The organism is Nostoc sp. NMS7 (assembly GCF_017115085.1).
Classification (GTDB): domain Bacteria; phylum Cyanobacteriota; class Cyanobacteriia; order Cyanobacteriales; family Nostocaceae; genus Nostoc.
The window spans coordinates 23,266-40,910 of record NZ_JABXKJ010000261.1 but is presented as its reverse complement, the minus strand read 5'-3'; the positions used below and the strand labels follow the sequence as shown (position 1 = coordinate 40,910).

At 41.4% G+C, this 17,645-nt stretch carries 21 protein-coding genes and 1 pseudogene; 12 read left to right on the top strand and 10 right to left on the bottom strand.

Annotated features, from left to right (window positions below; all coding sequences use genetic code 11):
• Positions 1-343: 343 nt before the first annotated feature.
• The 3 genes from HWQ38_RS38115 to HWQ38_RS38105 all read left to right on the top strand — a co-directional run bounded on the left by HWQ38_RS38115 (position 344) and on the right by HWQ38_RS38105 (position 1,451).
• Positions 344-805, top strand: coding sequence for a pentapeptide repeat-containing protein (locus HWQ38_RS38115; protein ID WP_292804999.1), 462 nt, complete (start codon positions 344-346; stop codon positions 803-805).
• A gap of 231 nt (positions 806-1,036) precedes the next feature.
• Positions 1,037-1,210, top strand: coding sequence for a hypothetical protein (locus HWQ38_RS38110; RefSeq protein ID WP_292804996.1), 174 nt, complete (start codon positions 1,037-1,039; stop codon positions 1,208-1,210).
• Positions 1,203-1,451: a hypothetical protein gene (locus HWQ38_RS38105; protein WP_292804993.1), complete on the top strand. Its 249-nt coding sequence runs from the start codon at positions 1,203-1,205 to the stop codon at positions 1,449-1,451. The genes HWQ38_RS38110 and HWQ38_RS38105 overlap by 8 nt, the downstream gene beginning before the upstream one ends.
• A gap of 136 nt (positions 1,452-1,587) precedes the next feature.
• Here HWQ38_RS38105 and HWQ38_RS38100 read toward each other — a convergent pair whose 3' ends face one another.
• On the bottom strand, positions 1,588-1,743 hold the full coding sequence (locus HWQ38_RS38100; protein ID WP_292804990.1) for a hypothetical protein: 156 nt from the start codon (positions 1,741-1,743) through the stop codon (positions 1,588-1,590).
• A gap of 115 nt (positions 1,744-1,858) precedes the next feature.
• On the opposite strand from HWQ38_RS38100, the gene HWQ38_RS38095 reads away from it, so the two are divergent.
• Positions 1,859-2,662 carry an SAM-dependent chlorinase/fluorinase gene (locus HWQ38_RS38095; protein ID WP_292804987.1) on the top strand — a complete coding sequence of 268 codons (804 nt, stop codon included), beginning with the start codon at positions 1,859-1,861 and terminating at the stop codon, positions 2,660-2,662.
• An 821-nt stretch (positions 2,663-3,483) separates the two neighbouring features.
• Here HWQ38_RS38095 and HWQ38_RS38090 read toward each other — a convergent pair.
• Positions 3,484-5,085 carry a peptide ligase PGM1-related protein gene (locus HWQ38_RS38090; RefSeq protein ID WP_292804985.1) on the bottom strand — a complete coding sequence of 534 codons (1,602 nt, stop codon included), beginning with the start codon at positions 5,083-5,085 and terminating at the stop codon, positions 3,484-3,486.
• Positions 5,086-5,486: 401 nt separating this feature from the next.
• On the opposite strand from HWQ38_RS38090, the gene HWQ38_RS38085 reads away from it, so the two are divergent.
• On the top strand, positions 5,487-6,359 hold the full coding sequence (locus HWQ38_RS38085) for an SDR family oxidoreductase (protein ID WP_292804982.1): 873 nt from the start codon (positions 5,487-5,489) through the stop codon (positions 6,357-6,359).
• Positions 6,360-6,621: 262 nt separating this feature from the next.
• Positions 6,622-6,879, top strand: coding sequence for a hypothetical protein (locus tag HWQ38_RS38080; RefSeq protein WP_292804979.1), 258 nt, complete (start codon positions 6,622-6,624; stop codon positions 6,877-6,879).
• Between the two features lie 264 nt (positions 6,880-7,143).
• Here HWQ38_RS38080 and HWQ38_RS38075 read toward each other — a convergent pair whose 3' ends face one another.
• The 3 genes from HWQ38_RS38075 to HWQ38_RS38065 form a co-directional block, all read right to left on the bottom strand.
• Complete coding sequence (locus HWQ38_RS38075; protein ID WP_292804977.1) at positions 7,144-8,694, bottom strand: mercuric reductase; 1,551 nt, start codon at positions 8,692-8,694, stop codon at positions 7,144-7,146.
• Between the two features lie 353 nt (positions 8,695-9,047).
• The gene (locus HWQ38_RS38070) at positions 9,048-9,821 is read right to left on the bottom strand and encodes a TVP38/TMEM64 family protein (RefSeq protein ID WP_292804974.1); all 774 of its coding nucleotides are present in this window, start codon (positions 9,819-9,821) and stop codon (positions 9,048-9,050) included.
• Between the two features lie 81 nt (positions 9,822-9,902).
• On the bottom strand, positions 9,903-10,613 hold the full coding sequence (locus HWQ38_RS38065; protein WP_292804971.1) for a TIGR04283 family arsenosugar biosynthesis glycosyltransferase: 711 nt from the start codon (positions 10,611-10,613) through the stop codon (positions 9,903-9,905).
• Positions 10,614-10,698: 85 nt separating this feature from the next.
• Here HWQ38_RS38065 and HWQ38_RS38060 point away from each other — a divergent pair, with 85 nt between their 5' ends.
• The 3 genes and pseudogenes from HWQ38_RS38060 to HWQ38_RS38050 all read left to right on the top strand — a co-directional run.
• The gene (locus HWQ38_RS38060; protein WP_292804968.1) at positions 10,699-11,172 is read left to right on the top strand and encodes a cupin domain-containing protein; all 474 of its coding nucleotides are present in this window, start codon (positions 10,699-10,701) and stop codon (positions 11,170-11,172) included.
• A 380-nt stretch (positions 11,173-11,552) separates the two neighbouring features.
• Positions 11,553-12,131, top strand: coding sequence for a Uma2 family endonuclease (locus HWQ38_RS38055; RefSeq protein WP_292804965.1), 579 nt, complete (start codon positions 11,553-11,555; stop codon positions 12,129-12,131).
• Positions 12,132-12,141: 10 nt separating this feature from the next.
• A pseudogene (locus HWQ38_RS38050) lies at positions 12,142-12,507 on the top strand (Uma2 family endonuclease); the annotation flags it as partial.
• Between the two features lie 295 nt (positions 12,508-12,802).
• On the opposite strand, the gene HWQ38_RS38045 reads toward HWQ38_RS38050, so the two are convergent.
• The 5 genes from HWQ38_RS38045 to HWQ38_RS38025 form a co-directional block, all read right to left on the bottom strand.
• Positions 12,803-13,366, bottom strand: coding sequence for a DUF2808 domain-containing protein (locus HWQ38_RS38045; protein ID WP_292804962.1), 564 nt, complete (start codon positions 13,364-13,366; stop codon positions 12,803-12,805).
• Between the two features lie 23 nt (positions 13,367-13,389).
• Positions 13,390-13,827 (bottom strand): DoxX family protein, encoded by a 438-nt coding sequence (locus tag HWQ38_RS38040; RefSeq protein WP_292804959.1) that lies wholly within the window; start codon positions 13,825-13,827, stop codon positions 13,390-13,392.
• A 13-nt stretch (positions 13,828-13,840) separates the two neighbouring features.
• Positions 13,841-15,208, bottom strand: coding sequence for a hypothetical protein (locus HWQ38_RS38035; protein ID WP_292804956.1), 1,368 nt, complete (start codon positions 15,206-15,208; stop codon positions 13,841-13,843).
• Positions 15,209-15,320: 112 nt separating this feature from the next.
• The gene (locus HWQ38_RS38030; RefSeq protein ID WP_292804953.1) at positions 15,321-15,551 is read right to left on the bottom strand and encodes a type II toxin-antitoxin system HicB family antitoxin; all 231 of its coding nucleotides are present in this window, start codon (positions 15,549-15,551) and stop codon (positions 15,321-15,323) included.
• Entirely contained in the window at positions 15,551-15,763 is a 213-nt protein-coding gene (locus HWQ38_RS38025) for a type II toxin-antitoxin system HicA family toxin (RefSeq protein ID WP_292804950.1), read from the bottom strand. Before HWQ38_RS38025 ends, HWQ38_RS38030 begins: the two co-directional genes overlap by 1 nt.
• Before the next feature lie 28 nt (positions 15,764-15,791).
• Between HWQ38_RS38025 and HWQ38_RS38020 the strand changes: the two genes are divergently transcribed.
• From HWQ38_RS38020 to HWQ38_RS38010, 3 genes are all read left to right on the top strand, one after another.
• Positions 15,792-16,037 (top strand): hypothetical protein, encoded by a 246-nt coding sequence (locus HWQ38_RS38020; protein WP_292804947.1) that lies wholly within the window; start codon positions 15,792-15,794, stop codon positions 16,035-16,037.
• A gap of 161 nt (positions 16,038-16,198) precedes the next feature.
• Entirely contained in the window at positions 16,199-16,975 is a 777-nt protein-coding gene (locus HWQ38_RS38015) for a trans-aconitate 2-methyltransferase (RefSeq protein ID WP_292804944.1), read from the top strand.
• 47 nt (positions 16,976-17,022) lie between these two features.
• Positions 17,023-17,574, top strand: coding sequence for a hypothetical protein (locus HWQ38_RS38010; protein ID WP_292804940.1), 552 nt, complete (start codon positions 17,023-17,025; stop codon positions 17,572-17,574).
• Positions 17,575-17,645 lie beyond the last annotated feature (71 nt).

The following is a 17,645-nucleotide window of genomic DNA, read 5'->3' as shown; positions in this document are numbered from 1 at the left end:
ATTTTATCAAACCCTTTCTACATAAGCTTTACGTCAAGTGTTTCTTGAAAGAGGGATATGTTATGGAATCAATTCATCAAGTATAAATACTTATAAAAATAGACAATCTTTAGCGAGTAGTCCAAGCTTTTAAAAAGATTTAACAGTGATTTAACATTGGCAGGTTATCGACTAAAAATCGTCAAAAAACAGAAGAAATGACATTTTTTCCTTCTCTAGGTTCGCTGTTTGCGATCGCAACCAATTTTTCAGCGCATAGATAGATTGACCTCACAAAGTTTAGTGAGATAATAGACTGGTGAGGGACAGAACGGACGCAACTTGATTATTAAGGGGGAAAATTATGAAACTCCAGCTATTAGCGGCCATTGCCTTAGCAACTCCCCTATTTTTCACTAGCTCGGTTAGAGCCGGGAATCCGCAGGACTTACAAAAGCTGCTTTCAACTGGGGAATGTGTCAAGTGTGATCTATCGGGAGCTAACCTCAGTGGCGCTCATTTAATTGGTGCTGATTTGAGAGGCTCGAAGCTCCAAGGAGCCAACCTTGTAGGGGCTAACCTCGAAGGTGCTGACTTAACTGGTGCAAACTTGGCAGGTGCTAATCTAACATCGGCTTATGTAACCAATGTGAATTTGAAGCAAACCAATCTCAACGGGGTAAATTTTACTCGCGCTACGATTAACGATTCTAATGTGTATCAAGCATCAATGAATGATCTCAATCTGACTGATGCAAAAATATATAATACTGGAATCGGTATTGGTGGAGAAGGAGAAGGTGACGTGATTCCTGATTGGAAATAGATTTAACTGAGTAGGCAAGTTAAAATAAACACAACATAGGTTTTTGCAGGCTTTAAATCAGAGAAACTGGTTTTTTGCCAGCATTATCCTTAAAATTTGCCTATACAAAAATAAAAAATGAACCCTCTCTGTTTTGTAATCACTTTACTATGACCAAAGCAGAGGGGGTTTTTTATGGGAATTGATACCTGCTGCCATAATAGAATTAAGCTGCTATCCCCAGAATTCCTTATGAGTGAATCTATCACCTTGACAGACGCTGGCTTATTACCAGAAGATTTGTTACCCGGTGTTAGTCATTTGGTAACAGAGGATGATGAACCTTTGGATAATCTACCATCTGAGAAACAACAAAGTTCTACAGATGTACGAGTTGCGAGGGCGGCAATACATACCCATGAGTGAGCAATGGCTGACTGAAGTTGAGCTAGGTTTATGTTTGTGGGAAGGTGCGTATGAAGGTAAGCGGGATGTTTGGCTTAGGTGGTGTGATGCTACAGGGAATATGATTCCGACTGGTGCAGAACGATCTGAACAAGAACGTTTACGAGCTGAACAAGAGCAAGAAGCCAAAGAAACTGCCCTGCAACGGGCTGAACGCTTGGCAGCACAGTTACGAGCATTGGGTGTTGAGCCGGAAGTGTGAGGATGGGGAGTGGGGAGTTGGGTAATTCAATTAATTGAAAAATGCTTTTAGAGCGAAATTGCTAGGAAACCCCATAAAAACGAAAAACCCGCCGTAGCGGGTTACACAACAAAACTATGAACAATGAAAACTTGATTTAGCTGAAATGTGTCATCTCAGCTTCTAGTTGACGAATCAGTTGTTCGTCGCCCTTTGCTCTGGCTACTTGCAAGCGATGCTCTAGGCTTTTTTGAATATTCGCTCTGTGAACTTCTTGTCCTTTGCTCACACTTTGTAGTCTATTTTGACTCATAGTGATTACCTTTTTTAATTTTTCGCTTTATGTCTTGTCTTCTTAACATAACACACATTTTGTAGCTGTTGCTACAGAAAAATATTTTTTTATGTAATTAATTTGATTAAGAATTATGTACACAAATCAGATAAATCAACAACCGCTTGTGACTTTACTGAGCGATTTCGGCGATCGCGATGTTTATGTGGGCATAATGAAGGGAATCATCGCCCAAATCAACAGAAGACTGACGGTGGTAGACTTAACGCACCAAATTGGACCGCAAGATATCAAAGCAGCCCGGTTTTGCCTGATGAATGCTTATCCCTATTTCCCAGTTGGGACAGTGCATGTGGCAGTAGTAGATCCGGGTGTGGGAAGCAAGCGACGAGCGATCGCAGTAGAATTTGCTCAAGGGTTTCTCGTCGGCCCAGATAATGGTATATTCAGTGGGGTACTGAGTCAAAGCCCAGCGACCTGTGCCGTCGAACTCACAAATCTTAACTATTGGCGAACTCCTCAACCAAGCAAGACTTTTCACGGTAGAGATATCTTTGCACCAATCGGGGCTAATCTTGCTAGTGGCGTCTCCCTCAAACAGCTAGGACAAGAAATTGATCCAGCAAGTTTGGTAAAACTGGATATCGGCGAGTGCAAGCAGACAACCACAGGTGTAGTGGGTTGCATTCAATATATTGACAATTTTGGCAACTTAGTGAGCAACATTCCAGGAAGTTACGTACAAGGCAAAACTTGGTGTGTGCAAGCCGCCGGGTTAAGTATACTAGGCTGTGAAACTTACAGTGATGTCAACGTGGGAGAGATAATAGCTTTAGTTGGCAGTCACGGCTGGGTAGAAATTGCCATTAATCGCGGCAATGCTAATTTACAGTTGCAGTTAGATTGGCAAGAACCGCTGCAAGTTATGCTAACTTAAATACCGCACCTCGTAAGTGCCGCATCAAGAGTCTTTGCCATTTTTGGATGCTTCTAATGACTTGGAATGCCCCAGGTCGAATTTAGTTTAACCACTACCACATAGATGTATATTTTAGCTTTTTTTGATAATTGTCATAGCATTCATAAAATCGTCACCTGTAGCGAATCATATTCTCCAGACTAATTCTTGTGGAGTGGACTTTCCGCCCCATCAACCCGCACCCGGACAATATAAGTTGCTGACTTGACGTTTACCTTCATTGAGCGTAGTACTGATAAATCTGATCGGAGTCCTATATTTTTGAAATGCACGTAGTGGACCCTCTAGGCTAAAGTAGTGCATTAGACGTAGACGTAGGTTGGGTGGAGCGGAGCGCAACCCAACATATATCATGATGTTGGGTTACGCAAAGCCTCCAACGCCACTTGCTACAACGCGGGAAACCCGCGCAACGCAGTGGCTCCCCAACCTACAATTTTTTTGGAACATTTTAGCCTAGATGGTTCACTGATAAATCTGATCGGAGTCCTATATCTAGTACTTACGCACTGTACAAATTCATCATGATCTGCGTTAACAAAAATAGGTTGTTTCAGGCTTTTCTTAATTATCCTTTGGTCGTAAATAGACGATGCTGTAGGGGTTTAGCATGCTAAACCCCTACAAAAGATGTGGTTTTTCACCTGATATATATTTGGTATTTATTGTCAACGCGTAAGTCTTGATATCATTTCACGAAATACCTAATACGGATACATAGGTAGGGGCGTACAGTTGTACACCCCTAGAGCCAATTCATCTGTTGCAAACGACATTCCTTAACTATGTTCATCCCAAACCACGGGAAAGGAATAATCTGAAAACGCCGAGAAATCATGATTATTGCTACGGGTTTCTTCATCCAGAACTTTGACAACTTTGTTATAAATGTCTTGTGCTTGTTGCGGGGAATCACCGATGCTGGTTAATCCCAACTTGCCAAACTGCGAAAGGCAACCCATAAGATGAAAGACTGTACCTGTTTCAGTACCACTGTCAAAGTGTAGTCTCTGGTGAGCGATGATATCCATCAAATCATTAGGTAATAATCCCTGATAGCGCTCTTTTTGGAGATTGTCAGTGGCAATGTAGTATTTGGGACGACCTTGTTGACTATAAAATAAGCCCGTGGAAAGGTCATAACGACCGTTCGTTAATAATTTCAGGGTCATGAATGGATGAGTTGTGCCGCCTTTACGCAGGTTAATTTCGATCGCCTGAATATCCCACTCTCCATTACCCTTGTCAACAGCGATAAAATCTACACCAAATCGCTCTAAAGTGCCTTTTTCTGCTAGCTTTCTGCCAACTTGTAATCCCAATTGCTGTAATTGCAACCGATAGCTTTCATCAGCCGGAAAGCGACAACCAAGATAAATTTGACCGTCTGGACCTCCAAGAATTTGGTCGTGGGTTGAAAGGATTTCCACTTCGCCAGTGGGTGTGATCCGCCCTTGGACACTGGGCGATCGCTTAATTTCGCCTTCCACAAATGCTTCAGCGATCGCCCCTAATTCCCTGATTCTTCCGGAAAAATTGTCCCAACTCTCTTGCTTTGCTTGAAAGCGCATTGTTGAGAAGCGATCGCTAATTGCTGCTACCCTTTGGGCATGAGTACCTTTACTTGGTGCTAAATTCTCAATCGGTCTAAAGTCTAGCAAGGCATTCCCTTCTCCAGAAATGCCTTCGTTGAGTTTTACCACTACCCGTTGTAATGTTGGTTGTCGTTCCCACAAATCACCGGTAGCTTCTGCCAAATCTGTATGATTCCAAACTTTTTCGGTGCCATCTGGATGCGGTACTCCGCTTTCCTTGAAGATTTGCCGACTCCCACTTTTTGTCCCCCAAATCTGTAAATCTGGTGCGGCAGCATATAGTGGTACACCTAATTTTACAGACAATTCGCCTTCCCAGTGCGAAGAGTTGTAACAGATCATAAATGATTTCTCTAGCCTCAAAGATTGATGAATCCGCTCTAGCAGGCGGGGGCGTTCTAAAATCTTTTGGCTGAGGGGCTTAAGAGAGGAATCGTAAGTTGAAAGTAGCAGCAAGCGATTCCGAGCATGAGAAAAGGGAATTCCTGGCAACAGTTGCAGATAATAATCAATGATACTAGGATGCAACGGTACTGATGTTACATAAACTAGCCGAGTCCGGGGATTTTGTAACCGAATTAAGGAAAATAGTAATCTTTCTTCATAATGTTCGCAGCCTTCAATCTTTTGGAGTTCGCGCTGGTCGATACTCAGGGAGGGAATAATTATAATATCCGCTTCACTATTGTCAAATAGCTCAATCGTTTTCCAGCGATCGCGCAGAGTTGATTGTAAATGGCGAAACTTTTCAATCTGTTCTAACTCGGAAATATTTAGTGTTGCCATAACCCCTGCTCTCTAATGATCTCAATGTAGCGCACCACGCAGACTTTTGGACGTTTAGTTTAAAGGTATAGCCCAGGTGTCAGGATTCAGGTAGTTTTGCAATAATTTTAAGAAAGTCGGCAAGAATAAATCAAACTATAGCAATCCTACTTAATTTGTGATAATTGCAACCCCCAGATTCCCGACTTATTTAAGAAGTCGGGAATCTTGTTTATCACTATTTCCTTAATTTATTTTCCGTCTTAAGGTTGAGCAAATTGCAGCTTACTTTACCTCTAGGGAGCGATAAAGTACAGCAACATAATAGTTAACTTGAAAGCAGATGAAAAGTATAAATCTTTCATCAGATGAAACTTGTGTACTTGTTTTTCGTGGTTAGGTGAATTACCAAGACAAAACCTATGGCTAAATCAAAAGAGCAAAAAGAAAAAAAATTACAACCGCCACAGCAACAAGAAGCACCAGGGGTTGAATCAGAAATGACGCCAAAACCCAAGGCAGATGATGCCAAGTATCGGGGTAGTGGCAAGTTACAAGATAAAGTAGCATTGATTACGGGTGCAGATAGTGGTATTGGTCGTGCTGTAGCGATCGCATTTGCTAAAGAAGGTGCAGATGTGGCGATTCTTTACCTAAATGAACACGACGATGCCAAAGAAACAAAAGATTTGGTAAAAAAACAAGGACGTCGTGCAGTAACCATCGCAGGCGATATTGGCGATGAAACTTTTTGTCAGCAAGCTATACAACAAACAGTTGATGAGTTTGGCAAACTCGATATTCTGATCAACAATGCTGCCGAACAACATCCGCAAGATAGTATTGAGGAAATTACCAAAGAACAACTAGAGCGCACTTTCCGCACTAATATATTCTCGATGTTTTTCATGACTAAAGCTGCACTCAAGCATTTAAAAGCAGGCAGTTCTATCATCAATACCACATCGGTAACAGCTTATAAAGGGAACCCACAACTCCTAGATTATTCCTCTACAAAAGGTGCGATCGTTGCTTTTACTCGCTCCTTATCACAAAATTTGGTGTCAAAGAAGATTCGCGTTAACGCTGTCGCACCAGGGCCAATTTGGACACCTTTAATTCCCTCAACTTTTCCGAAAGAGAAAGTTCAAACTTTTGGGAAACAAGTACCAATGGAACGAGCTGGACAACCAGAAGAAGTTGCTCCCAGCTACGTATTTTTAGCCTCTGATGATTCTTCTTATATGTCTGGACAAGTATTACACGTCAATGGTGGAGAAGTTATCAATGGCTAAGTAAATAGAGTTAGAAGTTAGGAGATACGCGATTAATCGCGTCTGTACAGGAGTTAGGAGAGACGCAATTAATCGCGTCTGTACAGGAGTTAGGAATTAGGAGTTATAAACTATATATTCTTAATTTATAACTCTTCACTCTAAACTCCTAACTGTAAATTCCTACCTCTACCCTAATTGTCTTCCATTGGAGGGATGAGTCAAAGGTAAAATATTGATAATCTATCTAGCAGCAAACATTTAAGAAATAATAACTACGTCTATGGCATCTCCTACACCACTGCATGGCACAGAACTAGTAGATTGTGCTAGAGCAAATGCCAAGCAAGGGATTGAAACTGCTGCTCATCAATGTGGCTATGGTCAAGACCTCAACAAATTTGCACGAGAACTCAGACAAGCTTGTGAAGACATGAATTTACAAGTCAAGGAACTCAGCGGATTAATTACTGACCAGGACATGATACTGCAATTGGGTACTGGCGAAATTGTTGCTCCAGACACGGCATCAGAATTGTAAAAGTTGGTCATTTGTGCCTAACGTTCCTCTCAATAATGCCCCTCAAGAGACAACTATCACTATTCTCGATTAGGACTTACGCAAAACTACATGCATTCTGGGGCAATACCCTGCGGTCAGCTAAAGCTACGTGAATTGCCTCTACCTAAAAATCATTCTTTTCAGCTATTGTTTGCCTAAGTCTTATCGATTGTCATTAGTCGGTTTAAACCGATTTCAGCTATAAGAAAAGGAAATTTATTTCCGGGCGGATGCTGACTTGGGTCAAGATAACTTGGTGAGAAATCCTAATAATTTTTTGGTATTTGATGTTAAGAGTGTACGACGATAAGTATCAGCTGCTTTTTTAATAGCTTCGACTTGAGTCGGATAAGGATGAATTACACTGCTTAACTTACTCAAACCAATTTTATTCACCATTGCCGTAGTCACTTCTGAAATCATCTCACCCGCATGACTGGCGACAATAGTTGCACCGATAATTTCATCAGACCCTTTTTTATGGTGGATTTTGAGAAATCCTGACTCTTCACCATCTGCGATCGCTCGGTCTACACTATTAAAAGCTATCTTGATTGTCGTCACCTCAATACCCAATTTCTGTGCTTCATGTTCGTACAATCCTACATGGGCAATTTCTGGGTGAGTATAAGTTACCCAAGGCATCACCAGATTACTGAGTTTCGAGCGTCCTAAGCCAAAGGGAGAAAACAGCGTATTTTTAATTACAATCCGCGCTGCGGCATCAGCCGCATGGGTAAACTTCCAGTTCATACAGATATCGCCAGCTGCATAAATTTTGGGATTCGTCGTTTGGAGATAATCATTTACCTTCAGACCTTGGCGCTTGTCGTATTCTACACCCACTGCTTCTAAATTTAAACTTTCCACATTCGGCGATCGCCCCGCACCAACTAAAATTTCATCTACTGTCACCGAATCTCGATGACCATTGGCGGAAAAGTAAAGCCGTTTCCCTTCAGTGACTGTTACCACTTCTTCTAATTTGGAATTCAGTACCACGCGAATTCCTTCGCTAATCAAAACCTTTTGGAGAATTTCAGCCGCCTCAGCATCTTCTTTATTCAGAAGATGAGAACTGCTATGGAAAAGTACCACCTCACAACCCAATCGCCGGAAAGCCTGCGCCAATTCGCAACCAATGGGACCGCCACCAATCACGGCCAAACGTTCCGGTCGTTGAATCAGCGAAAAAACCGTTTCATTGGTTAGATAACCCGCCTTTTCAATTCCCGGAATTGACAGTTGTGCAGCTCTTGTGCCAGTAGCAATTACAGCTTTTTTAAACCGGAGAGTTTTATCGCCAACTTCCACAGAATTTTTACTCGCAAATCGACCGCTACCCAAAAAGACATCGACACCCAACTTTTGAAACCGTTCCGCCGAGTCATTATGGCTGATACCAGCCCTTACCCGCCGCATCCTCGCCATGACTTTGGGAAAATCAACATCAATATTATGTTGGGGAATATTAACTCCCAAATCTTGAGCATCCCAGATTTCGCCAACAACACGAGCAGACCGAATAATAGTTTTAGATGGTACGCAACCAACATTTAAGCAATCTCCACCCATGAGATGCTTTTCAATTAACGCCACTTTTAGACCCAAATCCAGACCCGCCGCGCCAGCCGCCACCACTAATCCCGCCGTACCAGCACCAATTACTACCAAATCGTAAACATCTGCGGGTTGAGGATTAACCCAATTTGGCGGATGGACGTAAGACACCAACTTTTGGTTATACTCATCCATTGGGCGAACTGTGACTCTCTCGAATTCTGGATTGGACATTAGTTATACCTCATTTGAAAATTAAAAATGCTCAAGTCAACGCCTTTGCGGTATTCAAAATTAAGAATCCCGATAAATTTAGGCGGCTCAATCTTTTATTTTTAATGCTTATTTAACAATGAATACAGCCTTTAAACTGTTTTGTCCGTCTGGAATTGACAGATACTATTCAAGCTTTCCTGTATAAACGTTTCAGCGGGAGCATCTCAATGAGTGTAAAAAGCCTTGTAAAACCTCACCCTAACCCTCTCCGAACCCACGGAGAGGGAGCAAGAATCTTGTTTCTCGTCTGGTATATTTGCTTTCACTGAGATGCTCCTGGTTTCAGCAAGGGATAATTTATCTTGAGCATTTTAATTGCTATTTACCTGCTCTTCTAAAGCTTTGCGTGCAATCCAGGTTACATAAACTGTCACAGCCACTGTTGCAATCAAACCCAAGATGCGAATTGCCCATTGTAAAGTCGGGTTGGTAGGTTGAGCTTCAGTGCCAATCATGGCCAGATTACCCGCAAGGGAACCAATATAAACATACAGAATGGTTCCGGGAATCATGCCTACAGAGGCGATGAAGTAATCTTTAAGTGAAACTCCCGTAATTCCAAAAGCATAGTTGAGCAAATTAAAAGGAAAGATGGGGAACAATCGCGTTAACAGGACAATTTTTAATCCTTCTCTACCAACAGCTTGGTCAATGGCAGCAAATTTTTTGTTATCTGCGATTTTACTAGCAACCCAGCCCCTTGCTAAATAACGTCCCACAAAGAAAGCAGCTGTAGCGCCAAGGGTTGCACCAATGAACACGTAGAGAGAACCCCAAACTGCACCAAAAATTACACCCGCTCCCAAGGTGAGAATAGAACCTGGGAAAAAAGCGACGGTAGCGATAATGTAAAGGGCAATAAAAGCGATCGCTCCTACTGTACCAAGGCTATCAATCCATTGCAACGCATTCGCTAAAATAGCTTGGGGATTAAAAGAATTTGAATTTACAGATTTTTGTGCGAAAGCAAAGTCAGTATTTAACAAAAAAGCAAAGCTAAGTATTAGTAATATTAATACAATCAATCTAAAAAACTTCCGCAAATCTCCCGGATTAAATCGATTTGCTATAAAATGCTTGTTCATAACTTGCACGGGATGAATTTTTGACCTTCTGAGGCTCAACGTTGATATTTACACGGATATACTACCTAGATCAGAAATAGCTTAAACCTTCTTAAATTTTTCTTGGCGATACCAGCGACAAATTCGTTCAGGTGAAACACCGAGTAAATAAGCAATAATTACTAATTGATTAAGTAGCGTAGTTTTGAATACTCCCTTTTGCAACCATCTACGGGCTGAAGTAACAACTGGTGTGAGAATAATTACAATGCATCCGGTGCGTTTTAAACGACGCATGAGTTCAAAGTCTTCCATGATGGGCAATTCAGGAAAACCACCTATTTGCTGAAATACTGCTTTTGTTAAAAAAATTGCTTGGTCGCCATAAGGCATTTGGTAAAAATGCGATCGCGCATTTACTCCCCACTCCACCCATCGTAAACTTAAAAGTGAGGCATCAATCCGCAAATTAAACGCACCAGCTACAGTCCCAGGCTGTTGTAGCGCTGTGCGAATCATGTTATCAAACCCGGTCGGTAAACGAGTATCTGCATGGAGAAATAATAGAATATCACCGCTAGCAGCTACAGCACCGGCATTCATTTGAACAGCCCGACCGGGAGACGATGAGATAACTTTGATATTTAATGACTGAGCAATTTCTACTGTGCCATCTTCTGAGCCAGCATCTACGATAATTACTTCTATATCTTTACTGGGTTGAGTAGTTGCGATTGCTTCTTTAATATTCCCAGCTTCATTGAGAGTTGGAATAATAATCGAAATTCTGGCACTTCCAATATTCTGATTCATACCTTGACTGACTGCATAAGCTAATCGCCTGTTCTAAACTATGTGCAATAATCCACAATAAATCTGTTTCCTAATTGGTAATTCAATGATTATTAATCCCGAAGAAGTACCTAGTGAAATACGCACAAATTACCCTGATGAGTTCAAGCCAATGGTTGCAGGAAGAATACGGCAACGGTTAGGTAACTTTGCAGGATTGCAAAACTTTGGAGTAAATCGGGTAAAGTTAGAGCCTGGAAGCTATTCTTCTTTAAGACACTGGCATTCTCATCAAGATGAGTTTATCTATGTCTTGGAGGGTGAACTAACATTAGTCACAGATAGAGGTACAGAAATTCTCACACCGGGAATGGCAGCAGGATTTGCCGCAGGTGAGGCAAATGGACATCATTTAGTAAATCGCTCATCGGTGGTTGCTATTTATTTAGAAGTAGGAGACCGTACTCCCAATGACAAAGTTACTTACCCTGATGAAAATTTGATGACAACACCCAGCCCTGATGGCAAGTCTAGAAAACTTATTCCTAACGATGGCACACCCAGGGCTATTTCGTTCTAGACAGAAAACGCCCAGAACTGAAGTTCAGAGGCTTATAGCTAAAGTCCGTTAAAACTGATATCTTGCATCAGTTCCAACAACCGCCTCAGAATTCATTCTGAGGCTAATAGCTAAAGTCTTCTAAAGAAGACTGAGCAAAAGTTTGAGTCCACTAAGCGTGGAGTTGAGCTATCAGCCCGGAACTTGAGTTCTGGGCGGGCGATGGTGCTAATTGAGAATGGTACAAGATGTCAGTTAAAACGGACTATAACCTTTTCTTAGCCGTCTTTAGACGACTTTCGCTATTAGACTGGTGAATTCATTCTGAGGCGGACTAGATGAGAATGAAATAGCCCTGATGGCACACCCGATTAAATTTAGTCATCCTCAACATAATTACTATGACAGCGATCGCCATTAACTTAAACCCGATCATCCAACTCACCGACAACCAATTTTATCAGTTGTGTCGGCAAAACCCTGAAGTCAAATTTGAACGCAATGCAGCCGGAGAACTTCTAATCATGCCACCCACAGGCGGAGAAACTGGAAATCGTAATTTTGAAATGACGGCAGATTTTGTGATTTGGAATCGCCAAACTAAACTAGGAGTTGGCTTTGATTCTTCCACCTGTTTTAAACTGCCCAATGGTGCAAACCGCTCTCCTGATGTTGCTTGGATTAGACAAGATAGATGGGATGCACTCACACCTGAACAAAAAGAAAAGTTCCCTCCAATTGCCCCAGATTTTGTTTTAGAGTTAATGTCACCCAGCGATACTTTGCGGGAAACACAAGAGAAAATGCAGGAATATATCGATAATGGAGTTAAATTAGGTTGGTTAATTAATCCGAAAATGCGTCAGGTACAAATTTATCGTCTTGGTCAACCAGTGGAAATATTAACATCTCCACAACAATTATCAGGAGAAGATATTTTACCAGGATTTATTTTAAATTTGCAAATAATCTGGAGATAAATATTGATTTATGACAGCGATCGCTATTAACTTAAACCCGATCATCCAACTCACCGACAACCAATTTTATCAACCCTGTCGGGAAAATCCTGAAATCAAATATGAACGCAACGCAGCCGGAGAACTTCTGATCATGCCACCCACAGGCGGAGAAACTGGAAATCGTAATATTGAAATTGCAGCAGATTTTGTGATTTGGAATCGCCAAACTAACTTAGGAGTTTGCTTTGATTCTTCCACCTGCTTCAAACTTCCTAATGGTGCAAACCGTTCTCCTGATGTCGCTTGGATTAGACAAGAGCGATGGGATGCACTCACGCCTGAACAGAAACAAAAGTTCCCCCTAATTGCTCCAGATTTTGTTTTAGAATTACTTTTCACTTTTTCATGTTTATCTCCAATGGGCGACATAATTTCTAAGATTCCTGACAAATAAAACAGTCTGACATTGCGGTTATCTTGAAGTTGTGCCTCAATCCCTTTGAATTGCTCCCAAGAAACATTTTTGAGAGTTACCAGTTTTTCTTGTGTGGGCTGCTTTACAAGTGGGATGCTCATAAAAACACTTTTCTACTTTTCGAGATATTAGAGTTATTCTAAAGTTTTGCGATCGCTTACCGTATTAGTTCTCAATCAGATTAAGCGATCGTGATTACCAAAACTTGCCTTGTTTATGGAAACCAGCTTCCCCTATTGCTGTAAAACTGAAACCGTCCAAAGCCAAGAAATTGGCCGTGGGATTTCTCACCCACCGGGAACGCTGTGACACCCAATAAGTAGACACCAGAAAAGCTGGGATTACTCACAGGGCGGAGGGCGATTGTAATTGTTTGTCCCGGAGTTACAGGCGGGTCAAAGTTCACAGAAACCGTGCGTGTCTTGCGCTCGTTTGTGACTGCGCCTAGTTTTAGTCGCGTTTCTTTACGATCGCTTGTTCCGACAAAGGCGCGGGTATCATTAAGATTGTAGTCGATGTTTTCTACTCCTTCTTTCTGAGCGATCGTTACCTTCTGGAGGGATTCTCCAGCATTCTCTGGCAAATTAATAGTAAAATAATAAGTCCCGCCCAAAATATTCACATCTTTGTAAGTAGTTGTCGCCTTAACAAGTTTCGGCGGTTCGACAAAGTAGACAGTACCATCTCTAAGCTGCACTGCTTGAGTCCCCGTCACGGCAACTCCTCCAATGCTTATTGCTAACGAGAGTGTTATCCCAAACAAAGTTGCAACGCGCATGATTCAAATATAAAAAAACGTACTTATTTCAATTTTAGTCCTTTGGGAATCAGTGATTTAGGAATGATAGAAGCTTGTTTTTCCCAATCAGAAGATTTCGTGTACCACCAAGCCCAAGCAATTAAAACTGCTTGAAAGGGAAGTCTGACTACGTGTAACCAAGGTGAATTTGGTATATGTTCTAGCTTAATATGATTAACCGCCATGTTGATATTGGCAGGTAAAACCGCAATAAAAAGAGCAATAAGTCCCCAAGCAGCAGCTTGACTTACAGGCGGGACTAATAACCCGATACCACCTAAAATTTCATAAAAGCCACTGAGATAAACTAATCCTAAAGGGTAAGGAAGTTGCGGCGGCACAATTTTGACAAATGGTTCTGGAATAATAAAGTGTGTTACTCCAACCACAATGATCGATATAGCAAGTACGACACGTAAAATTTCCTTATACTTATTCATGGTTTTTGCCTGATTATATACTTGTCGCTATTACTTCAGTTTTACCCACAAGAAGTTTAGGGGAAGTCTCTAGCTTAAACTCTGCTTGTATAAGATGTGAAATCTTATTAACTCTTTCAGGTAGAGCAAAAGACATAAGAGTATTGAGTGTAGTTTTTTCAATTCCCCCAGTCTTAAATTCTGGATGACCTATCTTCCATAGAATATTAGAAAGTTTTATTGAGGGATGAGAGTGAACGTTAAAAGTTAATCTATCTTGATTTGCAAAACGTATGTACCAATCGTAATCTGCCATAGTATTTAGCTTAATATCTTGGTGTCCACCCAAAAATTCAGTATATTCAATGTTAGGTTTAAATAATTCTCTTAATTCTTGCATTCCATCATCCCAATTCAACTCTTCTACCGAAAAAATCAATTCCGAATCAACTTGCTTAACTTTTTTCTTAAATTCATACCCTTTGCAAAGACTTCGATTCAAAAAGGCGTACTGGTAGAGTATTTCTGGCATTTCTACTCCAAGAGTATATAAACTGCGTCCCTCACAGAATGCGCGAGCCTCATCATGCAGTTGATTTATTAGTAACCCAATATCTTTAGTAGCAAAACTTGTGTAATCTCCTCCTTTCGCTTCAAAGGCATCAGCTTTTGCTCTGACACTAAAGGCAAGAGCTACCATTAGTGGTAATCTTTCCGGTTTGCCTATGTCAATACGATTAAGTTGAGTTCGCAGCCAAGCTTCTAAATCCTCGGCTCTTTGAATAAGTGGATCTGCTTCTAGTAATTCAGGCACTGTATAGGTAAATCGTTCATAGGTTTTGAGTAGTAGAAAAGTTCGAGTCTCAAACTCATCTCTACGGCTACGAGCTTCTAAATCTTTAACTTCTTCTACAACATTTTGAAAACCTGTACGCATCTCCTCACGGAGAATATTCATTTGCTGTGCTGAGTTACACTGATTACAAACTAATAACTCAAGAGTGCGGTGTTGAACAGTAAGGGCATTTTGAATACTGTTAAAGCAAGAGTGAATTTGTTCATGATTTCTGTCTAATTTATCTGAGACTGCTTGAACTTGTTCATGATTTCTGCCTAACTTCTCAACACATGATTGAATCTGCTCTTGATTCCGGTCTAATTTCTTTTTGACCTTGTGAAGTTGGGCAGCATTGTAAATGCCTACACCCAGATTGAGTATATTTACTCCCAAATTAGCAATGTTAAACATATCAATAGCTGGTCTAACGGATTGAATAGTCTCTCCACTTGCTCTATGGCGAGTACCCCAAGTACCTGCTTCACCTTCGACTACCTTGTAATCTGAGGCATCTCCTCCCTTAAACAAATGTGGTTCTGGTCGCTGAGTAAAAGGATTAACCATAGTTGTTGTCAAAATAGACTTAATCTTAGTATTACCAGGAATAATCTTGGTGTATCACTCGTTCTCTACAAAAGAGCGATCGCCCTACTTCTGCAAAGCATCTAAAAAAGATTTAAGCCACTTTTAACGGTTTCTGAGGAAAAGTAATTGGCTCTGGCAAAGTTTTTCCTTGCTCTTTATACCATTCAATCAGAGACTCAATCACTTCCTGTCCATGTTTAGCGGCTTCTTCATAAGTCTTACCATGAGTGTGGAATTGCTGCCAAGGGAATTCCGGTAAGTGTACTAAGTAGCAATTATCCTCATCTGACCATTGAATTACCATACTGTAGCGATCGCTCATTATTCTTCCTCTATTTCTCCTAGTTGCTTCAAAACACGATTGACTTGCTTTTCCAAGTATCGGGGTGCATCGTCTCCATCTTTTCCCCCAATGGTAACTGGTTCGTCAGGTATTAATAGGTGAGTCCAGAAGGTATGACTACCTTTTGCAGGACGATAGACAAACCCAGCCTTCAACAAAATTGCTTTTAACTCTCTAATTTTCTTGAGCATCTACCCTAAATTTAAATCGCCATACTGATTGTTGTCCATTAAGGTGAGGAAGCGATCGCTTAATTTATCTGAATTGACAAAGGCGATCGCCCTTTTTCCCAACCCGGATTTCAACGTCCTGAACTACTCGCGCCAGCAGGTAACTGGGACTGTGCTAAAGCTGCTGTGGAAAATGGCACAGATGCGATTTACTTCGGTTTGGATCGGTTTAACTAACGCAAGAATGCGGGCACAAATCTTCAGCCAAAGTGACAAAGTAGCGCAAGTGTCGTAGTTCCATCTGTTATCTGAATTAATATCTTTAAAATATTAGTTAAGCTAAAAGTATATATTGGACATAATTAAGAATATTTTCTACTGTGATCAATAGGCGGTGATCAACCCAAGGCACATGGTTGATTTACCGAAAATCAACATTCTGTAATTTCACCACTTATGAACAATCTTTCAATACCTAATAATGATTGGGATGCTGCCCTTTACGAAGATAAACACGCCTTTGTTTGGCAGTATGGTGACGACTTACTAAAATTCCTCAACCCTCAGCCAGGAGAATCCATTTTGGATCTCGGCTGTGGTACTGGACAACTCACTGAAAAAATTGCCCAAGCTGGTGCTGAAGTGATGGGAGTTGATCATGCACCCACGATGATCGAAAAAGCCAGAGAAAACTATCCCCATATCCGCTTTGATGTTGCTGATGCTATAAACTTTCAAGTAGATAAGCCATTGGATGCAGTGTTTTCCAACGCTGTACTACATTGGGTGAAACAAGCAGATAGTGCGATCGCTTCCATACATCAATCCCTAAAACCAGGGGGACGTTTTGTGGCAGAATTTGGTGGTAAGGGAAATGTGCAGGCGATCGCTACAGCTTTAGAAAGCGCCTTAGAAGCATTTAATATTTCTGCACAAGCCCGAAATCCTTGGTATTTTCCTAGCATTGGTGAATACGCCACTCTGCTAGAACATCAGGGCTTTGATGTCATTCATGCCATGCTTTTTGCTCGTCCAACTCCTTTAGCAGAGGGAGAAGCAGGTATGGCAAACTGGATTCAGATGTTCGCCAGCAGTTTTTTAACAGGACTTTCTAGTGAGCAACAAATACAAGTAATTCGCGCCGTCGAGGAATATCTGAAGCCAAGGCTATATCAACAAGGAACTTGGACAGCAGACTATCGAAGAATTCGTATAGTTGCCATAAAACTTTAAATTGTGCGAATTTTTACTTGTGCCTTAATTAGCAATTAGTATCAGTTATGTATATACTCAAATTGTGCGTTCGCCCTTGGCGTTGGCGCAGCCGTCCCCAGACATCGTTTTTATTACTACTAACCATTAGCCTCACCGCTTTAGTAGTCCCGCCTTCACTAGCGCAAACGCCCTCAATACCATTGCCTTCTAGTGCGCCTCTGGAACTAGATTTATTGACCAAGCCAAAAGACTATGTAATCACAGCTAACACCATAAACCCAGAACGATTAACCGTTCCCAGTTTATGGTGGGCACAACAAAACTCTGAGAAAAAGCTATTGGATAATTGGATAGCATATCCAGCTTCTGACAAAGAACCTGCACGAGTAGACTTGATCGTGAATCAGCAAATTTGGAGCTTACTAGATTATGTAGAGCGCTACAACTTCGTAAATCGCTTGGGTAGCGCTGCACGGAACTTTGGTTACAATCTCCGCGTATTTAATTATCAAAAAGAACCCTTGGCAACCTACACTTGCAACTTTAGTACAAGTCCAGCTTCATGCAGTATCCAAACGACTGTTAAGAACAAGATAGGGTTACAGCGTTCTTTGTAGAAAAGGGAGTGGGGAGTGAAGAGTGGGGGGAGATGAGGGAGATGAGGGAGACAAGGGAGACAAGGGAGATA

Coding starts and splice junctions, on each gene's coding strand:
- HWQ38_RS38055 (WP_292804965.1), top strand. CDS start 11,553: ATGACAGCGATCGCCATTAACTTAAACCCGATCATCCAACTCACCGAC.
- HWQ38_RS38115 (WP_292804999.1), top strand. CDS start 344: ATGAAACTCCAGCTATTAGCGGCCATTGCCTTAGCAACTCCCCTATTT.
- HWQ38_RS38075 (WP_292804977.1), bottom strand. CDS start 8,694: ATGTCCAATCCAGAATTCGAGAGAGTCACAGTTCGCCCAATGGATGAG.
- HWQ38_RS38100 (WP_292804990.1), bottom strand. CDS start 1,743: ATGAGTCAAAATAGACTACAAAGTGTGAGCAAAGGACAAGAAGTTCAC.
- HWQ38_RS38060 (WP_292804968.1), top strand. CDS start 10,699: ATGATTATTAATCCCGAAGAAGTACCTAGTGAAATACGCACAAATTAC.
- HWQ38_RS38095 (WP_292804987.1), top strand. CDS start 1,859: ATGTACACAAATCAGATAAATCAACAACCGCTTGTGACTTTACTGAGC.
- HWQ38_RS38025 (WP_292804950.1), bottom strand. CDS start 15,763: ATGCTCAAGAAAATTAGAGAGTTAAAAGCAATTTTGTTGAAGGCTGGG.
- HWQ38_RS38105 (WP_292804993.1), top strand. CDS start 1,203: ATGAGTGAGCAATGGCTGACTGAAGTTGAGCTAGGTTTATGTTTGTGG.
- HWQ38_RS38045 (WP_292804962.1), bottom strand. CDS start 13,366: ATGCGCGTTGCAACTTTGTTTGGGATAACACTCTCGTTAGCAATAAGC.
- HWQ38_RS38110 (WP_292804996.1), top strand. CDS start 1,037: ATGAGTGAATCTATCACCTTGACAGACGCTGGCTTATTACCAGAAGAT.
- HWQ38_RS38040 (WP_292804959.1), bottom strand. CDS start 13,827: ATGAATAAGTATAAGGAAATTTTACGTGTCGTACTTGCTATATCGATC.
- HWQ38_RS38080 (WP_292804979.1), top strand. CDS start 6,622: ATGGCATCTCCTACACCACTGCATGGCACAGAACTAGTAGATTGTGCT.
- HWQ38_RS38035 (WP_292804956.1), bottom strand. CDS start 15,208: ATGGTTAATCCTTTTACTCAGCGACCAGAACCACATTTGTTTAAGGGA.
- HWQ38_RS38065 (WP_292804971.1), bottom strand. CDS start 10,613: ATGAATCAGAATATTGGAAGTGCCAGAATTTCGATTATTATTCCAACT.
- HWQ38_RS38015 (WP_292804944.1), top strand. CDS start 16,199: ATGAACAATCTTTCAATACCTAATAATGATTGGGATGCTGCCCTTTAC.
- HWQ38_RS38010 (WP_292804940.1), top strand. CDS start 17,023: ATGTATATACTCAAATTGTGCGTTCGCCCTTGGCGTTGGCGCAGCCGT.
- HWQ38_RS38030 (WP_292804953.1), bottom strand. CDS start 15,551: ATGAGCGATCGCTACAGTATGGTAATTCAATGGTCAGATGAGGATAAT.
- HWQ38_RS38090 (WP_292804985.1), bottom strand. CDS start 5,085: ATGGCAACACTAAATATTTCCGAGTTAGAACAGATTGAAAAGTTTCGC.
- HWQ38_RS38070 (WP_292804974.1), bottom strand. CDS start 9,821: ATGAACAAGCATTTTATAGCAAATCGATTTAATCCGGGAGATTTGCGG.
- HWQ38_RS38085 (WP_292804982.1), top strand. CDS start 5,487: ATGGCTAAATCAAAAGAGCAAAAAGAAAAAAAATTACAACCGCCACAG.